The organism is Novosphingobium arvoryzae, assembly GCF_014652615.1.
Taxonomy (GTDB): domain Bacteria; phylum Pseudomonadota; class Alphaproteobacteria; order Sphingomonadales; family Sphingomonadaceae; genus Novosphingobium; species Novosphingobium arvoryzae.
Window position 1 is genome coordinate 97,692 of the sequence record NZ_BMZD01000003.1, and the last position, 15,293, is coordinate 112,984.

The following is a 15,293-nucleotide window of genomic DNA, read 5'->3' on the forward strand; positions in this document are numbered from 1 at the left end:
GGGCAGGGATAACTGGCTGCCTTCACCCGGCGCGCTTCGCCTCGGCAAAGGTGAGCAGCGCGCCATAGCTTTCCAGCAACTCGCCGTCGATTTCATCGTCTTCGATCACGATTTCGAGACGGTCCTCCATCTCGGTCAGCAGGCCGGCAACAGCCATCGAATCGAGTTCGGGCAGATGGCCGAACAGACCGGTATCGGCGTCGAACGAATCCGCCTGTCCGGGCTTGAGGCCCAGCACGTCGGTCAGGATCTTGCGCAGCAGGGTATCGGTTTCGGAACGCATCGTGTCCTCTGGTCAAATAGACGGGTTCGGCCCTACCCGCGCGAAGGGCGGGGGGCAAGCTTGCGCAGGCAATGCCGCGCGATGATCGGCCAGTTTCCCGGCCAGAGCGGGCGAACGGCCTCCAGCCGGAAGCGCGGACGAACCTCTTCCATCCAGTCGCGCTTGTAGCCATCGTTGCCGGTCCCGAAGTCGACGAGGTCCACGCCATCGCGGTCGATCACGTGCTCGAACAGCGCGGCGCTGAGCGTGGTGCCGGGGGAGAGGGGTTTTGATTCCTCGGTATGGGCCAGCTTGTGGATGAAGGCCGTGCCATGCTCCACGGTCCAGAACTGTGCGGCAACCGGCACGCCGTCTGCCCGCGCGATGCCCAGCCGTAGCCGGCCCGCCGCGCCTTCTTCCTGCGCAAAACGGCGCAGGAAGGCCGGGTTGCCCTCTTCGGGCTTCCAGCTGCTTGCGTAGATGGCTTCATACGCCGCCCAGCTTTCGGGATTGAAAGTGGTCTCAATGGTGACGGCCACTTTCGCGGCCTTGCGCTTCAGCGTGGTGCGCAACTGGCCGGGGCGGGTGGCGAGGTATTCGGCGTAGCGGCGCCCGCGCACGTGCAGCACGTGGTTGACGTCGCACGGTTCGATGAACACCAGCCACCCGGCGCGGCGGAATGACGCCGCCAGTTCGGCGGTTTCGCCCTGCTCATCGGGCAGCGGGGAGAGGGTGATGTGGGGCGCCTGTCCGGCGAGATCGGCGGCAAGCTCGCTCAGCAGTGCCACACGGTCCGCCCCCGGCGAAACGATCGGCGCGACACGGAACGAATACCAGTTCGCCAGCGCCTCCATCCGGCGCTTCACGCGGTAGAACGCCAGGGCGGCGCGCTCGTTCCCGTCGCGGGCAACCGCGATCACCGGAAAGTAACCGCATTCCTCCACCAGACCGCGCCACCAGTCCAGCCGGTCGAACGGCGCTGCGGCCGCAGGTGCGCAAAGCAGCGCGGCGAGGTGCGCGTCTTCTTGCACTTCCTTAAGATCATCGTGATAGTCGACGGCAACCAAACGCGAATTTCCCACCCCTGGAGTAAGCCCAACCCGTGCGTGCAGAGCCTGAAACCGCGATCCGGCCGCTTGACCATCTGGCCCTGACCGGGGCGGATGAAGCCCCCGCGCTCGTGCTGCGCGAAGGCACTCTTAACTACAAGGACTTAAGGGATCGTGTCGGTCGGCTGGCGGGCTGGCTGGCGGCGCAGGTGCCGGCGCCGGGCGCTCGCGTCGCGACCTGGGCGGCGAAAGGCGCGCTCACCTGCCTGATGCCGCTGGCGGCGGCGCGTGCCGGGCTGGTCCACGTCCCGATCAACCCCCTGCTCAAGCGCGCGCAAGTGGCGCATATCCTGGCGGATAGCGGCGCGGCGCTGCTGATCGGCACGCCCGCGCGGCTGGCCACGCTGGAGCCGGGCGACGCACCGTGTCTGGCGGTGGCCGAAGCAGATGCCATGACGGCGGCGCTGGGTGCCGATCCCCTGCCGCCCTCCGCAGCCGATCCGCAGGAACTGGCCGCGATTCTCTACACCAGCGGCTCCACCGGGCGGCCCAAGGGCGTGATGCTTAGCCATGCGAACATGTGGCTGGGGGCGGAAAGCGTCGCCAGCTATCTGGAGCTGGGGCCTGATGACCGCGCGCTGGCGGTGCTGCCGCTGTCGTTCGATTACGGCCAGAACCAGTTGCTGTCGCACTGGTTTGCGGGGGGCAGCGCCGTGCCGCTGGACTACCTGACCCCGCGTGACGTCGTGAAGGCGATTGAGCGGCACGATGTGACTACGCTTGCCGCCGTGCCGCCGTTGTGGGTGCAACTGACCGAGCTCGACTGGCCCGCCGAAACCGCCGCGAAACTGCGCCGCCTGACCAACAGCGGCGGAGCCTTGACGCCGGATCTGGTGGGGCGCCTGCGCGCCCTGTTCCCGGATGCCAGGCTGTTCGCGATGTACGGGTTGACCGAGGCGTTTCGTTCCACCTTCCTCGATCCCGCGCTGATCGACACCCATCCGACCTCGATGGGCAAGGCCATTCCCCACGCCGAAATTCTCGTGGTGGCCGATAATGGCGAAATCGCCGCGGATAACGAGGAGGGCGAACTGGTCCATTGCGGGCCGCTTGTCGCCCACGGGTATTGGCAGGACCCGGAGCGCACCGCCGAACGCTACAAGCCCGCGCCCGCCGCCTCGCGCTATGGCGGCATGGCGGTGTGGTCGGGCGACCGGGTGCGGCGCGATGCGGACGGGCTGCTCTATTTCGTCGGGCGGCGCGATGCGATGATCAAGAGCGCGGGGAACCGGATCAGCCCGGCCGAGATCGAGGAAGCCGCGCTGGCCAGCGGCCTCGTCGCCGAAGCGGTCGCGCTGGGCATCCCCGATGTGCGGCTGGGGCAGGCGGTGCATCTGGTCGTGCGCGCGGCCCCTACAGCTTCAGATGCAGTGGAAGCATTGCCGCGTATCCTTATGCAGGAATTGCCAAACTTTATGCAGCCGAAACAGATTCACTGGCGCGATGCGATGCCGATCTCGCCCAATGGCAAGATCGACCGGACCGGCCTCTACGCGGAGTTGACGGCATGAAACCGCTTGGCCCGATTCCCCCCGGTTTTGCGGCGCTGGACGGCGAACTGGCGATTGCCGGGCGCAAGGCGTCCGAACTGGTGGCGCAGGCGGGATCGACTCCGCTGTTCGTATACAGCGCCGATCTGATCCGCGCCCGCGTAACGCAGCTGCGCGCGGCGATGCCGCAGCGGCTGGCGCTGAACTATGCGATGAAGGCCAACCCCTATCAGCCGATTCTTCGGTTGTTCAATGGCTTGATCGATGGGTTTGACATCGCTTCGGGGGGTGAACTGGCGATGCTGCAAGCCGCCGGGATCGATCCGGCGAAAGTCAGCTTTGCCGGTCCCGGCAAGCGCGATGCCGAGTTGGAAGCGGCGATTGCTGCCGGGGTGACGCTCAACCTGGAGTCCGAAGGTGAGGCAGCCCGCGCGCTGACCATCGCGGAGCGGTTGGGGATCACGCCCCAGCTGGCAATTCGGGTCAATCCCGATTTCGACCTCAAAGGGTCGGGCATGAAGATGGGTGGCGGGGCCAAGCCGTTTGGGGTGGATGCCGATCGGGTGCCCGCACTGTCCCGGCAGATCATCGCCAGCGGCGCGGTGTGGCGGGGCTTTCACATTTTCGCGGGCAGTCAGGCGCTAGATGCAGAGGCGATTGCCGATACCCAGCGCCAGACGCTGGAACTGGCCGCGCGATTGGCCGAGGCAAGCGGCGCGGCGCTGCCGCATTGCAATCTGGGCGGCGGGATCGGCATTCCCTATTTTCCCGGCGATGTCCCGGCCGACCTGCCCCGGATCGGCGCGGCGCTGGCGGAACGGTTCGAGCAGCTCCCCGACGTGCTGGCTGACACCCATTTCTGCATGGAAATGGGCCGGTTTCTGGTCGGCGAATCCGGGGTTTACCTGACCCGGATCGTCGATCGCAAAGTCAGCCACGGCGAGGTCTATCTGGTCACCGACGGGGGCCTGCATCACCAGCTGGCCGCTTCGGGCAACTTCGGCACGGTGGTGCGCCGCAACTATCCGGTGGCCATCGCCTCGCGCTTTGACGCACCGGTGGAGGAGGAGGCCTCGGTCGTCGGGTGCTTGTGCACGCCGCTCGACCGGCTGGCCGACAAGGGCGGCTTCCCGCGCGCCGATGTGGGCGATCTGGTCGCGGTGTTCTGCGCCGGGGCCTACGGCGCCAGCGCCAGCCCGGCGATGTTCCTGGGGCAGGGTCCGGCGGCGGAAATGCTGGTTTAACCCATCGCTTGCCGCTCGTCCCGTTTCGAGACTGCGCCCAAGATTTCCGCTCGATTCCGGGAATCTGCGATCAAGGCTAACGCAATATTCACCCTTTTTACCGATAGCGGAGCCTGAATAGCCGGGCCTGCGTGCGGGATCGATGCCCTCAGCGGCGGCGCGGCGATGAATGAAGGACCGCCCGATGCCGATCGACCGCTTTTCCCGACTGCTGGCCGGAAGCGCCATGCTCAGCCTGACGCTGGGTGGCTGCGCGGGCAGCGCCGCCGGACCGCAGTTGCCGCCCGCGACCTTCGTGGCGATGCAGGAAGGGCCGGGCGAGGAATACGTGATCGGCCCGCTCGATGAACTGACGATCTTCGTCTGGCGCAACCCCGAACTGGGCGCGCAAGTGCAGGTTCGCCCCGACGGGCGGATCACCACGCCGCTGATCACGGATATGCCCGCCGTGGGCAAGACGCCGTCGATGCTGGCCGAAGACCTGAAGCTGCAACTGTCGCAGTACATCCAGGAACCGCTGGTGTCGGTGATCGTGAACAAGTTCGCGGGCACCTACAGCCAGCAGGTCCGCGTGGTCGGCGCGACGGAAAAGCCGGCATCGATCCCCTACCGTGCCAACATGACGCTGCTCGACGCGATGATCGCGGTCGGCGGTTTGTCCGAATACGCGGCGGGCAACCGCGCGCGGCTGATCCGGTTCGACAAGGAAAGCGGCAGCCAGAAGGAATACGCCGTCAAGCTGGCCGACCTGCTGCGCAAGGGCGACAGCAAGGCCAACGTGATGCTGATGCCGGGCGATGTGATCATCATCCCCGAAAGCTCGTTCTGATCGCGGGGCGGGGCCGGGGCACCAGATGAACAACATTTACGACGAACTGCGCTCGGCGCTCTATTCGGTCTGGCACCGCCGCTGGCTGGCGCTGGGGGTGGCCTGGGGCGTCTGCCTTCTCGGCTGGCTGGTCGTGGCGATGGTGCCGAACACGTATGAGTCCAAGGCGCGCATCTATGTGAAGCTGGACGACGTGCTGGCCGAACAGATCGGCATTCGCGGCAACCGCAAGGGCGACATCGAGCGCGTGCAGCAGACGCTGACCAGCGCGATCAACCTGGAAAAGGTGATTCGCGGCACCAGCCTGGGGCAGGAAGTGACCAGCCCCAAGCAGATGGAAGGCGCGATCCTCTCGCTCGGGCGCAAGATCAAGGTCGAAAGCGCGCAGGAAAACCTGTTCGAGATCACCGCGCACTATGGCGACGGCAGCAATTCCGATGCCGCCAATGCCAAGCTGGCGCAGGACATCGTCCAGAAGATGATCGACATCTTCCGTGAGGAAAACCTGGCCGGCAATCGCGGCGAAATGTCGCAGTCGCTGGAATTCATGGACCAGCAGCTGGCCCAGCGCCAAAAGGAGCTGGAAGCGGCCGAACAGAAGCGTCTGGCGTTCGAGGCGCAGAACCCCGAACTCGCGCAGGGCGGGATGTCGGTGATGCAGCGGCTGGAATCGAGCCGCGCCGAACTGCGCGGACTGGATGCTGATCTGGCGGCGGCGCAGAGCGCGCTCGCGGCGATCAATGGCCAGCTGGCGGGCACCCCGCGCACGCTGGCGGGCGGCGGCATGGCGGGCGGGGCGCGCGGCGCGCTGGCCGAGGCTCAGGCCGTGCTGGCGGGCATGCGCGCGCGCGGCCTGACCGAAAACCACCCGGACGTGATCGCGGCGAAGAACCAGGTCAACGCGCTGAAAGGCCCGGCGGCCGCACAGGGCGACGCGGGCGGGATGCCCAACCCGGCCTATACCTCGCTGGAATCGATCAAGGCCGAACGCGCCGCCAACGTCCAGTCGCTGATGGCGCGGCGCGCGGCGGTACAGGCAGAGCTGTCGCGCATCACCACCCAGCAGATTTCCAACCCGCAGGTGGCGGCCGAACAGCAGCGGATCAACCGCGACTATGACGTGCTGAAACAGCAGTATGACAAGCTGCTCCAGGACCGCGAACAGCTGCGCTTGCGCGGCGAAGTGGAAACCGAAGCCAACGCGGTGAAGTTCCAGGTCATCGACCCGCCGACGACCCCGCGCGCACCCGCCGCGCCCAACCGCCCGGTGCTGCTGTTTGGCGTGCTGGTAGTGGGGCTGGGCGCGGGCGTGGCGGCGGCCTTTGCGGTGGGCCAGCTGCGCTCCACCTTTGCGACCACGGCCAAGCTGGAACGGGCCATCGGCTTGCCGGTGCTGGGCGCGATCACCACGACGCTGACCGATGCCGGGCGCGAGCTGCGCAAGAAGCGGATGAAGCTGTTCTACGCGGCCACGGCGGCGCTGGGCGGCGTGTTCGTGCTGCTGCTGGTGGTCGAGATCATCCAGGTCAGCATGGTGGCTTGAGGGATATTGCAATGACCGAACACACCAAGATCCCCTTGCCGACCGGGACTGACGGAGCGACCGCAGCGGAGGGTGCGCCCGACAGCGCGACCCTGATCGAGCGCGTCGTGCGCAATTACGATCTGGTCAAGCTGGCCCCGGCGCCGATCCCGGAAAACCTGATTCCCCCAGCCAAGCAGCGCCGCCGCTATCGCAAGGCGCATGAGGTGGAGGATGCGGAAGTTTCGCCCGTGGCAGATGCGCCTTCCGCTTCGCCGCCACCGCCGCCCGCGGCTGCCCAGCCGGTGCAGGAACGGCCCGAAGTGGTCGTGCCCGAAGTGCTGCAGGATGCGCCTGCGCCAGTTCCCGCAGTGGCCGAGCAGCCTGCGCTGCCCGCCGCCCAGCCAGTGCAGTTCACGGGCAAGCGCCACCCGGTCAAGCGGGCGCACTTGCGCGAACAGGGCCTGATCGTGCCGGAAGGCAGCGTCACCGGGCTGCTGGAGGAGTTCCGCATCGTCAAGCGCACGCTGCTGCTCAACGCTTCGCAGCTGCGCCAACAGGGCATGGGCTATGAAAGCCAGCGCGTGCTGATCTGCTCGCCCCATCCGGGCGAGGGCAAGAGCTTTACCTCGGTCAACCTGGCGCTCGCCATTGCGGCCGAAAAGGAATGCGAAGTGCTGCTGGTGGACGCCGATTTCGCCAAGCCGTCGATCCTGTCGATGCTCGGCCTGCCGGGCGGTCCGGGGCTGATGGATGCATTGGCCAAGCCGGACATCGACGTCGCCGATTGCGTGATCGGCACCGACATTCCGGGCCTGTGGGTGCTGCCTGCCGGCAATGCCACCACATCGGACACCGAATGGCTGTCGCACACCCGCGCGCGGGAAGTGCTCGACCGGCTGGTCATGGGCGCGCCCAATCGCTTCGTCATTTTCGATTCACCGCCCGCACTGGCCGCGTCCCCGGCTGCGGAACTGGCCAAGTATGTTGGGCAGGCCGTGGTCGTCGCCCGCGCCGACCGGACCGGGCAGGGCGCGCTGGAAGACGCGATCTCGCTGCTCTCGGCCTGCCCGAACATCCAGTTGCTGCTCAACGCCGTTCACTTCAGCCCCAGCGGTCGCCGCTTCGGCTCGTACTATGGATATGGAGGCTGACCATGTCGTCACCCCGCCTTGCCCGTTATGCCGCGCTGGCCGCCGTGCTGGCGCTGTGGCCGCATGCCGGCCACGCGCAGTCGCTGCCTTATGGCGATGTCTCGGACGGCGACAGCGCGTCGTCTGCCGATAGCGCCGCACCGCGCGGCAGTGGCCGCGCGCCGCGCGTCAAGGTTACGCCCTATATCGAGGCGCAGCAGGTGGTCTTTGCCGAACTGCGGCCGGGTGACGAGGTCGTCACCTATTCGATCATCGCCGCCGGGGTGGATGCCGCGATCCGGGGGCGGAACAACGAAGGTTCCGTCTCGGTCCGGTATGAGCGCCGGTTCGGCTGGGGCAACAACGCGCAGGACAGCGACGCGATCAGCGGCGTGGCGCGGTTCTCCTCTGCCGTGATCCCCAACACCCTGTCGATTGAGGCCGGGGCGCTGGCCGCCCGCAATTCGATCGAAAACAACGGCGCCGCGCTCAACAACGGGCTGAACTTCGGCGATTCGGTGACCCAGATCTACTCGGTCTATGCCGGACCGTCGCTGCGCACGAATGTCGACGATGTGCAGGTCAGCGGATCTTACCGCCTGGGCTATTCGCGGGTGGAATCTCCCAATGCGATCCCTGTCGCGGCGGGGCAGCCGGCGATCGACCTGTTCGATGAAAGCGTGGTCCACAGCGCCGCGATCCGGGCTGGCACGCGCCCCGGCGATTACCTGCCGGTCGGCGTGGGCGTGGGCGCGGGTTATAACCGCGAGGACATTTCCAACCTCGACCAGCGGGTCGAGGACCTGCACGTGCGCGGCGATGTGACGCTGCCGGTGGGCAATGACCTGTCGCTGGTGGGCGGCGTGGGCTGGGAAAAGGTCGAGGTATCCAGCCGCGACGCGGTGCGCGATCCGGTCACCGGCGATCCGGTGGTCGGCAGCGATGGCCGCTTCGTGACCGACAAGTCGGCCCCGCGCATCCTGTCCTACCAGGCCGAAGGGCTGATCTGGGATGCGGGTGTGGTCTGGCGGCCCAGCCGCCGCACCGCACTGGAAGCGCATGTGGGCCGCCGCTATGGCTCCACCACCTATTACGGCAGCTTCGCCTACGCGCCCAGCGCGCGCACCAGCCTGAACGTATCGGTCTATGACACGATCTCCGGCTTTGGCGGGCAGCTGAACACCGCGCTGGCCAACCTGCCGACGCAGTTCCAGGCCCAGCGCAATCCGTTCAGCGGCAACGTTGGCGGTTGCGTCCAGGCCGAAGGCACGGTTGCGGCGGGGCAAGGCACCTGCCTGAATGGCGCGCTTGGCGGGGTCCGTTCGGCGGTGTTCCGTTCGCGCGGAGTGGCCGGCTCGCTGGCGGTGAGTGCCGGGCGGCTCTCCTACGGGATCGGCGCCGGGTATGACCGGCGCAAGTTCATGGCCGCACCGGGCACGGCGCTGGCCGCCGCAAATGGCGTGATCGATGAGAACGTCTGGCTTGCCGCGTTCCTCAGCGGGCGGATCGACCGCAATTCGAGCTTTTCCACCAATGCCTATGCCAACTGGTATCAAAGCGGCGACCCGCTGCTGGGCGATACCCGCGGGCTGGGCGCAACCGCTGCCTACTATCGCTCCATCACCAGCAAGCTGTCGGCCACGGCCGCGGTCGGCGTCGATGGCGTGACGCGCGAGAACCTGGTCGACATCTGGTCGGCGCAGGCGCTGGTCGGCGTGCGTTACTCGTTCTAAGCCTGTCGGAGGCACTGCAAGATGTTCAATGATTTCTATGGCCTGACCGGACGTCCATTCCAGCTGACGCCGGACCCGACGTTCTATTTCGAGAGCCTGACGCACCGCAAGGCGCTGTCCTATCTCTCCTATGGCCTCGCGCAGGGCGAAGGCTTCGTGGTCATCACGGGTGAGGTCGGCGCGGGCAAGTCCACGCTGGTTGCCCACCTGATGGCGACGATTGACCCGGCCCGCCTGACCGCCGCGCAGATCGTGACCAGCAAGCTGGACGGCGAGGAACTGGTCCACGTGGTCGCGCAGGCCTTCGGCCTGATCGTCGACGGGCATGACAAGGCCAGCGCACTGGGCGCGATCGAGGCGTTCCTGCATGACGAGGCCCGCGCCGGCCGCCGCTGCCTGCTGGTGGTGGACGAAAGCCAGAATCTGGAATTCGACGCGCTGGAAGAACTTCGCATGCTCTCGAACTTCCAGCTGGGTGCGCATCCGCTGCTGCAGACGTTGCTGCTGGGCCAGCCGGAATTCCGCGACATGATCCAGGATCATCCGCAACTGGAGCAGCTGCGCCAGCGCGTGATCGCCGCCCATCACCTGGAGGCGATGGAGCTGGGCGAAGTGCAGCCCTATATTGAACACCGGCTGAAGTGCGTGGGCTGGACCGGCAATCCGCAGTTCGACCAGCGCGTCTTTACCGAACTGTATGAAGCATCGGGCGGGGTGCCGCGCCGGATCAACCAGATCTGCAACCGGCTGATGATGCTGGGCGCGGTGGAGCAGCGCACCCGGATCGACGGCGCGATGCTGAGCGGCGTGCTGGAAGAACTGGAGCTGGACGGGACGCTGCAGCTCAAGCGGATCGAGCGCAAGGCACAGGCCGCGGTGCCGCCCGCACCGGCCGTTGCCGAGCCGGTGGCTGCCGTGGCGCCGGCCGCGCCGGTCGCGGTCCCGGCCGATGCCGTGGCGATGGAACAGCTGCTTGGCCTGCTGGCCGAGCGCGACGCCCAGATTGCCGAGTTGCAGCAGGCCGTGATCGAACTGGCGAACGAGCGGGAAGCCCCGGCCGTGCCAGACCAGAGCGCCGCGATGGCCGCGCTCGAGGCGAAGTTTGCCGCACTGGAAGCCCGGACGCAGGAGCAGGAGCGGACCATCCGCCACACCCTGACCATGCTGATCGAGTGGATCGAGGCTGACGACGCCGCGCGCGTGGCGGCCTGAGCGGGAGCCCGTTGGTCGCGCCATGACGCATTCCGCAAACACAGTGGTCAATGGCCTCTCGGTCGACGTCGAGGACTGGTTCCAGGTCGGTGCGTTCGAAGGCGTGATCGACCGGGGCAGCTGGGAATCGCTGTCTGACCGGGTCGAGCGGAACTGCGATGCGATCCTGCGGATGTTCGCCGCTGCCGATGTGAAGGCGACGTTCTTCACGCTGGGCTGGGTGGGGCAACGCCATCCCGCCCTGCTGCGCCGGATCGTTGAGGAAGGCCACGAGCTTGCCAGCCACGGCTGGGACCATGCCCGCGTCTTCACGATGGACAAGGCGGCCTTTGCCGCCGACATTGATCGTGCGCGCAAGGTGCTGGAGGATGCCTCTGGTGCTCGCGTGACCGGCTATCGCGCGCCGAGTTTCTCGATCGATGCGCGCACACCCTGGGCCTATGCCGTGTTGGCGGAGCAGGGCTATGCCTATAGCTCCAGCGTCGCGCCGATTACCCACGATCACTATGGCTGGCGCGATGCGCCGCGCTTTGCGTTCCGGCCGCTGCCGTGGGCCGATCTGATCGAAATCCCGGTCACGACTGCCCATTTCGCGGGCAAGCGACTGGCCGCAGGCGGAGGCGGGTTCTTTCGCGTGCTGCCCTATGCCTTTTCGCGCTGGGCGATCCGGCAGGTCAACACGCAGGACCGGCGCCCGGCCGTGTTCTATTTCCACCCGTGGGAAATCGATCCGGCCCAGCCGCGCGTTCCCGGCGCGCCGCTGCGTTCGAAACTGCGCCATTACACCAACCTCGATGTGATGGCCGAAAAGCTGGAGCAACTGGTGCGCGAATTTGCGTGGGGGCGGATGGATGTGCTGGCCCTGCGCGAAGCGCAACTGGCAACGGAACTGGCGGCGTGAACGCGCCGTTCCATCCGGTGGCTGCCGTGCGCGCAGTCGATCTGTCCGATCCCGGCGAGGTCCGGCGGCTGGAAGCTCATGTTGCGGAACAGCCCGGCGGCACGGCCTTTCACCGCCCGGCCTGGCTGAACGCGGTCGCGCGGGCGACCGACAACCGCGCGTTGGTGCTGGTGCTGGAACGGCGCGATGCCATCGCGGCCTATCTGCCGCTGCTGGAAGTCCATTCCCCGCTGTTCGGGCGGGTCATGGTGTCGAGCGGGTTCGGTGTGGATGGAGGCATTCTGGCGGATCGCCCGGCTGATGCCGAGGCGCTGTTCGGTGCGGTCGAGGAACTGGCGCTGCGCCGGTCCTGCCCGGCAATCGAACTGCGCGGCGGCCTGCTTCCGCAAGGCCGCACGGGGTGGAAGATCCGCCACGATTCGCACTGCGGCTTCAGCACCGATCTGGCGCCTGACGACGACGCCCAGCTGACCGCGATCCCGCGCAAGCAGCGCGCCGAGGTGCGCAAGGGGCTGGCTGGCGAACTGACCGTATCGGTCGGCACCGACGCCGCCCAGCGCGCTGCGCATTACGCGGTCTACGCCGAAAGCGTGCGCAACCTTGGCACGCCCGTCTTCCCCAAGGCGCTGTTTGGTGCCGTGCTGGATGCGTTCGGGGCAGACGCCGACATCCTGACCGTCAGCCAGGGCGAAACCCCGGTGGCGAGCGTCCTCTCGCTGTATCACAAGGGGGCGGTCATGCCCTATTGGGGCGGCGGGACGATGGCCGCGCGGCGGCTGCGCGCCAACGACCGGATGTATTTCGAGCTGATGCTCCATGCCCGGCGGCGCGGCTGCACCCGGTTCGACTTCGGCCGTTCCAAGACCGGGAGCGGCGCGTTCGATTTCAAGAAGAACTGGGGGTTCGAGCCCCAGCCACTGGGCTATGCCGCGTGGACCGCGCCGGGGGCTGAGGCCCGCGATGCCGATCCCACCAGCGCGAAGCACGCCGCCCGGATCGCCTTGTGGAAGCGCTTGCCGCTCCCTGTCGCCAACCTGCTTGGCCCGCATATCGCCAGGGGATTGGCATGACCATGAACGAGATCCTGTTCCTGTCGCACCGGATGCCGTTTCCGCCCGACCGGGGCGACAAGATCCGCTCACACCACATCCTGCGGCGGCTGGCGGGGCTGGCCCCGATCCACATTGCGACGTTTGCCGATGACGAACGCGACATGGCCGAGGAAGTGGAACTGGCGGCGATGGCGCGCAGCTATCGCCTCGTCCGCCGGGTCAAGCCGCTGATCGTGGCCGGGGTGCAATCGCTGCTGCAAGGCGCTCCGGTCAGCCTGCCCGCGTTCCATAGCCCCGAAATCGCGCGCTATGTCGAAGATGCGCTGGCGAACAACCGGATCGGGACGATCTATGTCTTCTCCGGCCAGATGGGCCAGTATGTGCCGGACGATTTCAAGGGCCGGGTAATCATGGATTTCGTGGACGTCGATTCCGCGAAGTTCGAAGCCTATGCCGAAAGCGATACCGGCCCGCGCCGCTGGATCAATGCGCGCGAGGCGCGGTTGCTGCGCGCGGTGGAGGCCCGCATGGCCCGGCGCGCCACGCAAAGCCTGCTGATCTCGCCTGAAGAAGCCGCGTTGTTCCGGGCGCGCCTGTCGCCCGAAGACGCGGTGACCTGCGATGTGCGCGTGCTGCGCAACGGGATCGACAGCCGCCATTTCGATCCGGCCGTCGTGCGGCCCGAGCCGCGCCTGCTGGATTGCGAGGGGCCGCGCCTGATCTTTACCGGGCAGATGGATTATGCGCCCAATGTTACCGCCGCGCTGCGGGTGATGGACCGCCTCCTTCCGCGCGTGCGCGACTTGCTGCCCAAGGCGACGTTCCATGTGGTCGGGCGCAATCCGGCTGACGAACTGCTGGCCCGTGACGGGCGCGACGGCGTCCATGTCTGGGGCGGGGTCGAGGACATGCGCACCTGGCTGAGCGCGGCGGACCTGGCGCTGGTGCCGCTGGAAATCGCGCGCGGGGTCCAAAACAAGGTGCTGGAAGCCATGGCCATGAACCTGCCCGTGGTGCTGAGCAGCGCCGCCGCCACCGGAATCGGCGGGACGGATGGATTGCACTATGCCGTTGCCGACAGCGATGCCGACCTGGTTGACCGCGTGGCGGCCTTGCTGGCCCATCCGCGGCAGGGCTGGACCCTGGGGTTGGAGGCGCGGCGCTTCGTGGTGGACAACCTGAGCTGGCAGGCCACGCTCGCGCCGCTGGCCGAGCTGGTTGGCTATCCGGGCGGGGCGGCCCGCCATGCCGCCTGATCTGGCTGTTCCGGCTCCGACTGCTGGCACAGCCGCCATCCCGGCGCACTGGCGTCCGGCACTGGGCTGGCTGGCGCTGGGTTGGGTCGCGCTGATCGGGCTGTTCGCGGCAGACTGGGCGGCGATGCTGGACCAGTGGTGGAACAGTTCCACCTACAATCACATCCTGCTGATCCCGCCGATCCTGGGCTGGTTGGTCTGGTTGCGCTGGCCGGAATTGCTCAAGCTGGCGCCGCAGGCCTGGTGGCCCGCGCTGGTGCTGGTCGGGGCGGCACTGCTGGTGTGGGTGGCGGGCGCCTTTGCCGGGTTCAATCTGCTGCGGCAGGCCGGCGCGGTGGCGCTGCTGCCGGCGCTGGCGCTGTTGCTGCTGGGGCCGCGCGTGGGGGCGGGGCTGGCCTTTCCGCTGGGCTACAGCCTGTTTCTGGTGCCGTTCGGAGACGAACTGGTGCCGCCGCTGCAGATGATCACTGCGGAAATCACGATTGCGCTGGTGCAACTGTCCGGCATTCCGGCGCGGATCGAGGGGGTGTTCATCGACACCCCGGTCGGGCTGTTCATCGTGGCCGAGGCCTGTTCGGGGGTGAAGTTCCTGATCGCCATGGTCGCGCTGGGCGTGCTGGTCTGCAACGTCTGCTTTCGCAGCTGGAAACGGCGCGCGGGGTTCATGGCGCTGTGCATCGCCGCGCCGATCCTGGCGAACGGCGTGCGCGCATGGGGCACGATCTATGCCGCGCAGTATGTGGGCGTGGAGAAGGCCGCCGGGATTGACCACATCATCTACGGCTGGGTGTTCTTCGCGGTGGTGATCGCCGCCGTTCTGGGGCTGAGCTGGAAGCATTTCGACCGCGCCATCGATGATCCGATGATCGACGCAAAAGCCATCGCAGCGCATCCGCTGCTCACGCGCCTGGCCGCACGTCCGGCCGCGCCGCTGCTGGTGCTGGCTGGCGCGCTGGTGTTGGCGGTGGCCGGGCAGGGCTGGGCGAGGGCGGCCGAAGCGCTCGCCGCGCCGCTGCCCGCGCGCATCGACCTGCCGCTTGTGCCGGGATGGACGCGGGTCGATTACGCCCCGCGCGTCTGGTGGGAACCGCGCGCGGCGGGAGCCGATCATCGCCTGCTGGGACGTTACCGCGACGGGCGCGGGCGGACGGTGGACGTATTCTACGCGCTCTATGCCAGCCAGACCGATGGCAAGGAGGCCGGGGCCTATGGCGAGGGTGCCTTGCGCCCTGACAGTGGCTGGGTGTGGCACAGCGCGGGCGGGTCTGTCGCCGGGGCCAAGACCGACTGGCTGCGCGCGGGCACGGACGTCAACCGCCTTGCCCATACCTATTACCGCACCGGCGATCTGCTGGCGGGCAGCAATGTCCGCCTCAAGCTGGCGAACATCGCCGACCGGCTTCTGCTCCGCCCCCGGCCAACGATGCTGCTGATCGTGTCGGCCGAACAGACGGGCGATCAGGATGCCGCTGCCGCTCTGGCGTCGTTCCATCAGTCCACCGGCGATCCGGGGGAATGGATGGACCGCATCGCCCAGCTTCGTTAAGCGC

At 67.5% G+C, this 15,293-nt stretch carries 13 protein-coding genes; 11 read left to right on the forward strand and 2 right to left on the reverse strand.

Annotated features, from left to right (window positions below; translation table 11 throughout):
• Positions 1-22 precede the first annotated feature (22 nt).
• A complete protein-coding gene (locus tag IE113_RS07040) occupies positions 23-283 on the reverse strand; it encodes an acyl carrier protein (protein WP_189539898.1) in 261 nt (86 codons plus the stop codon).
• 32 nt (positions 284-315) lie between these two features.
• Positions 316-1,293: a GNAT family N-acetyltransferase gene (locus tag IE113_RS07045; RefSeq protein WP_229822183.1), complete on the reverse strand. Its 978-nt coding sequence runs from the start codon at positions 1,291-1,293 to the stop codon at positions 316-318.
• Positions 1,294-1,364: 71 nt separating this feature from the next.
• Here IE113_RS07045 and IE113_RS07050 point away from each other — a divergent pair, with 71 nt between their 5' ends.
• The 11 genes from IE113_RS07050 to xrtA all read left to right on the forward strand — a co-directional run bounded on the left by IE113_RS07050 (position 1,365) and on the right by xrtA (position 15,289).
• Complete coding sequence (locus tag IE113_RS07050) at positions 1,365-2,882, forward strand: acyl-CoA ligase (AMP-forming), exosortase A system-associated (protein WP_189539903.1); 1,518 nt, start codon at positions 1,365-1,367, stop codon at positions 2,880-2,882.
• Entirely contained in the window at positions 2,879-4,105 is a 1,227-nt protein-coding gene (locus tag IE113_RS07055) for a pyridoxal-dependent decarboxylase, exosortase A system-associated (protein ID WP_189539904.1), read from the forward strand. Before IE113_RS07050 ends, IE113_RS07055 begins: the two co-directional genes overlap by 4 nt.
• Before the next feature lie 184 nt (positions 4,106-4,289).
• Positions 4,290-4,934, forward strand: a complete 645-nt coding sequence (locus IE113_RS07060) for an XrtA/PEP-CTERM system exopolysaccharide export protein (RefSeq protein WP_189540663.1) — start codon at positions 4,290-4,292, stop codon at positions 4,932-4,934.
• 25 nt (positions 4,935-4,959) lie between these two features.
• The gene (locus IE113_RS07065; RefSeq protein WP_189539905.1) at positions 4,960-6,477 is read left to right on the forward strand and encodes an XrtA system polysaccharide chain length determinant; all 1,518 of its coding nucleotides are present in this window, start codon (positions 4,960-4,962) and stop codon (positions 6,475-6,477) included.
• An 11-nt stretch (positions 6,478-6,488) separates the two neighbouring features.
• Positions 6,489-7,610 (forward strand): P-loop NTPase, encoded by a 1,122-nt coding sequence (locus IE113_RS07070; protein ID WP_229822184.1) that lies wholly within the window; start codon positions 6,489-6,491, stop codon positions 7,608-7,610.
• Positions 7,611-7,612: 2 nt separating this feature from the next.
• Positions 7,613-9,322, forward strand: a complete 1,710-nt coding sequence (locus IE113_RS07075; protein WP_189539907.1) for a preprotein translocase subunit YajC — start codon at positions 7,613-7,615, stop codon at positions 9,320-9,322.
• Positions 9,323-9,343: 21 nt separating this feature from the next.
• Complete coding sequence (locus tag IE113_RS07080) at positions 9,344-10,534, forward strand: XrtA/PEP-CTERM system-associated ATPase (protein WP_189539909.1); 1,191 nt, start codon at positions 9,344-9,346, stop codon at positions 10,532-10,534.
• Positions 10,535-10,556: 22 nt separating this feature from the next.
• Positions 10,557-11,435 (forward strand): XrtA system polysaccharide deacetylase, encoded by an 879-nt coding sequence (locus IE113_RS07085; RefSeq protein ID WP_189539911.1) that lies wholly within the window; start codon positions 10,557-10,559, stop codon positions 11,433-11,435.
• A complete protein-coding gene (locus IE113_RS07090) occupies positions 11,432-12,505 on the forward strand; it encodes a FemAB family XrtA/PEP-CTERM system-associated protein (RefSeq protein WP_189539913.1) in 1,074 nt (357 codons plus the stop codon). Before IE113_RS07085 ends, IE113_RS07090 begins: the two co-directional genes overlap by 4 nt.
• Entirely contained in the window at positions 12,502-13,743 is a 1,242-nt protein-coding gene (locus IE113_RS07095; protein WP_308430045.1) for a TIGR03087 family PEP-CTERM/XrtA system glycosyltransferase, read from the forward strand. Before IE113_RS07090 ends, IE113_RS07095 begins: the two co-directional genes overlap by 4 nt.
• Positions 13,733-15,289, forward strand: coding sequence for an exosortase A (xrtA, locus tag IE113_RS07100; RefSeq protein ID WP_189539915.1), 1,557 nt, complete (start codon positions 13,733-13,735; stop codon positions 15,287-15,289). Before IE113_RS07095 ends, xrtA begins: the two co-directional genes overlap by 11 nt.
• The last annotated feature ends 4 nt before the right edge of the window (positions 15,290-15,293 follow it).

What these genes read in the sequence shown, in the direction of transcription:
- IE113_RS07040 (WP_189539898.1), bottom strand. Translation starts at nt 283, where the DNA reads ATGCGTTCCGAAACCGATACCCTGCTGCGCAAGATCCTGACCGACGTG.
- IE113_RS07055 (WP_189539904.1), top strand. Translation starts at nt 2,879, where the DNA reads ATGAAACCGCTTGGCCCGATTCCCCCCGGTTTTGCGGCGCTGGACGGC.
- IE113_RS07060 (WP_189540663.1), top strand. Translation starts at nt 4,290, where the DNA reads ATGCCGATCGACCGCTTTTCCCGACTGCTGGCCGGAAGCGCCATGCTC.
- IE113_RS07065 (WP_189539905.1), top strand. Translation starts at nt 4,960, where the DNA reads ATGAACAACATTTACGACGAACTGCGCTCGGCGCTCTATTCGGTCTGG.
- IE113_RS07070 (WP_229822184.1), top strand. Translation starts at nt 6,489, where the DNA reads ATGACCGAACACACCAAGATCCCCTTGCCGACCGGGACTGACGGAGCG.
- IE113_RS07075 (WP_189539907.1), top strand. Translation starts at nt 7,613, where the DNA reads ATGTCGTCACCCCGCCTTGCCCGTTATGCCGCGCTGGCCGCCGTGCTG.
- IE113_RS07080 (WP_189539909.1), top strand. Translation starts at nt 9,344, where the DNA reads ATGTTCAATGATTTCTATGGCCTGACCGGACGTCCATTCCAGCTGACG.
- IE113_RS07085 (WP_189539911.1), top strand. Translation starts at nt 10,557, where the DNA reads ATGACGCATTCCGCAAACACAGTGGTCAATGGCCTCTCGGTCGACGTC.
- IE113_RS07095 (WP_308430045.1), top strand. Translation starts at nt 12,502, where the DNA reads ATGACCATGAACGAGATCCTGTTCCTGTCGCACCGGATGCCGTTTCCG.
- xrtA (WP_189539915.1), top strand. Translation starts at nt 13,733, where the DNA reads ATGCCGCCTGATCTGGCTGTTCCGGCTCCGACTGCTGGCACAGCCGCC.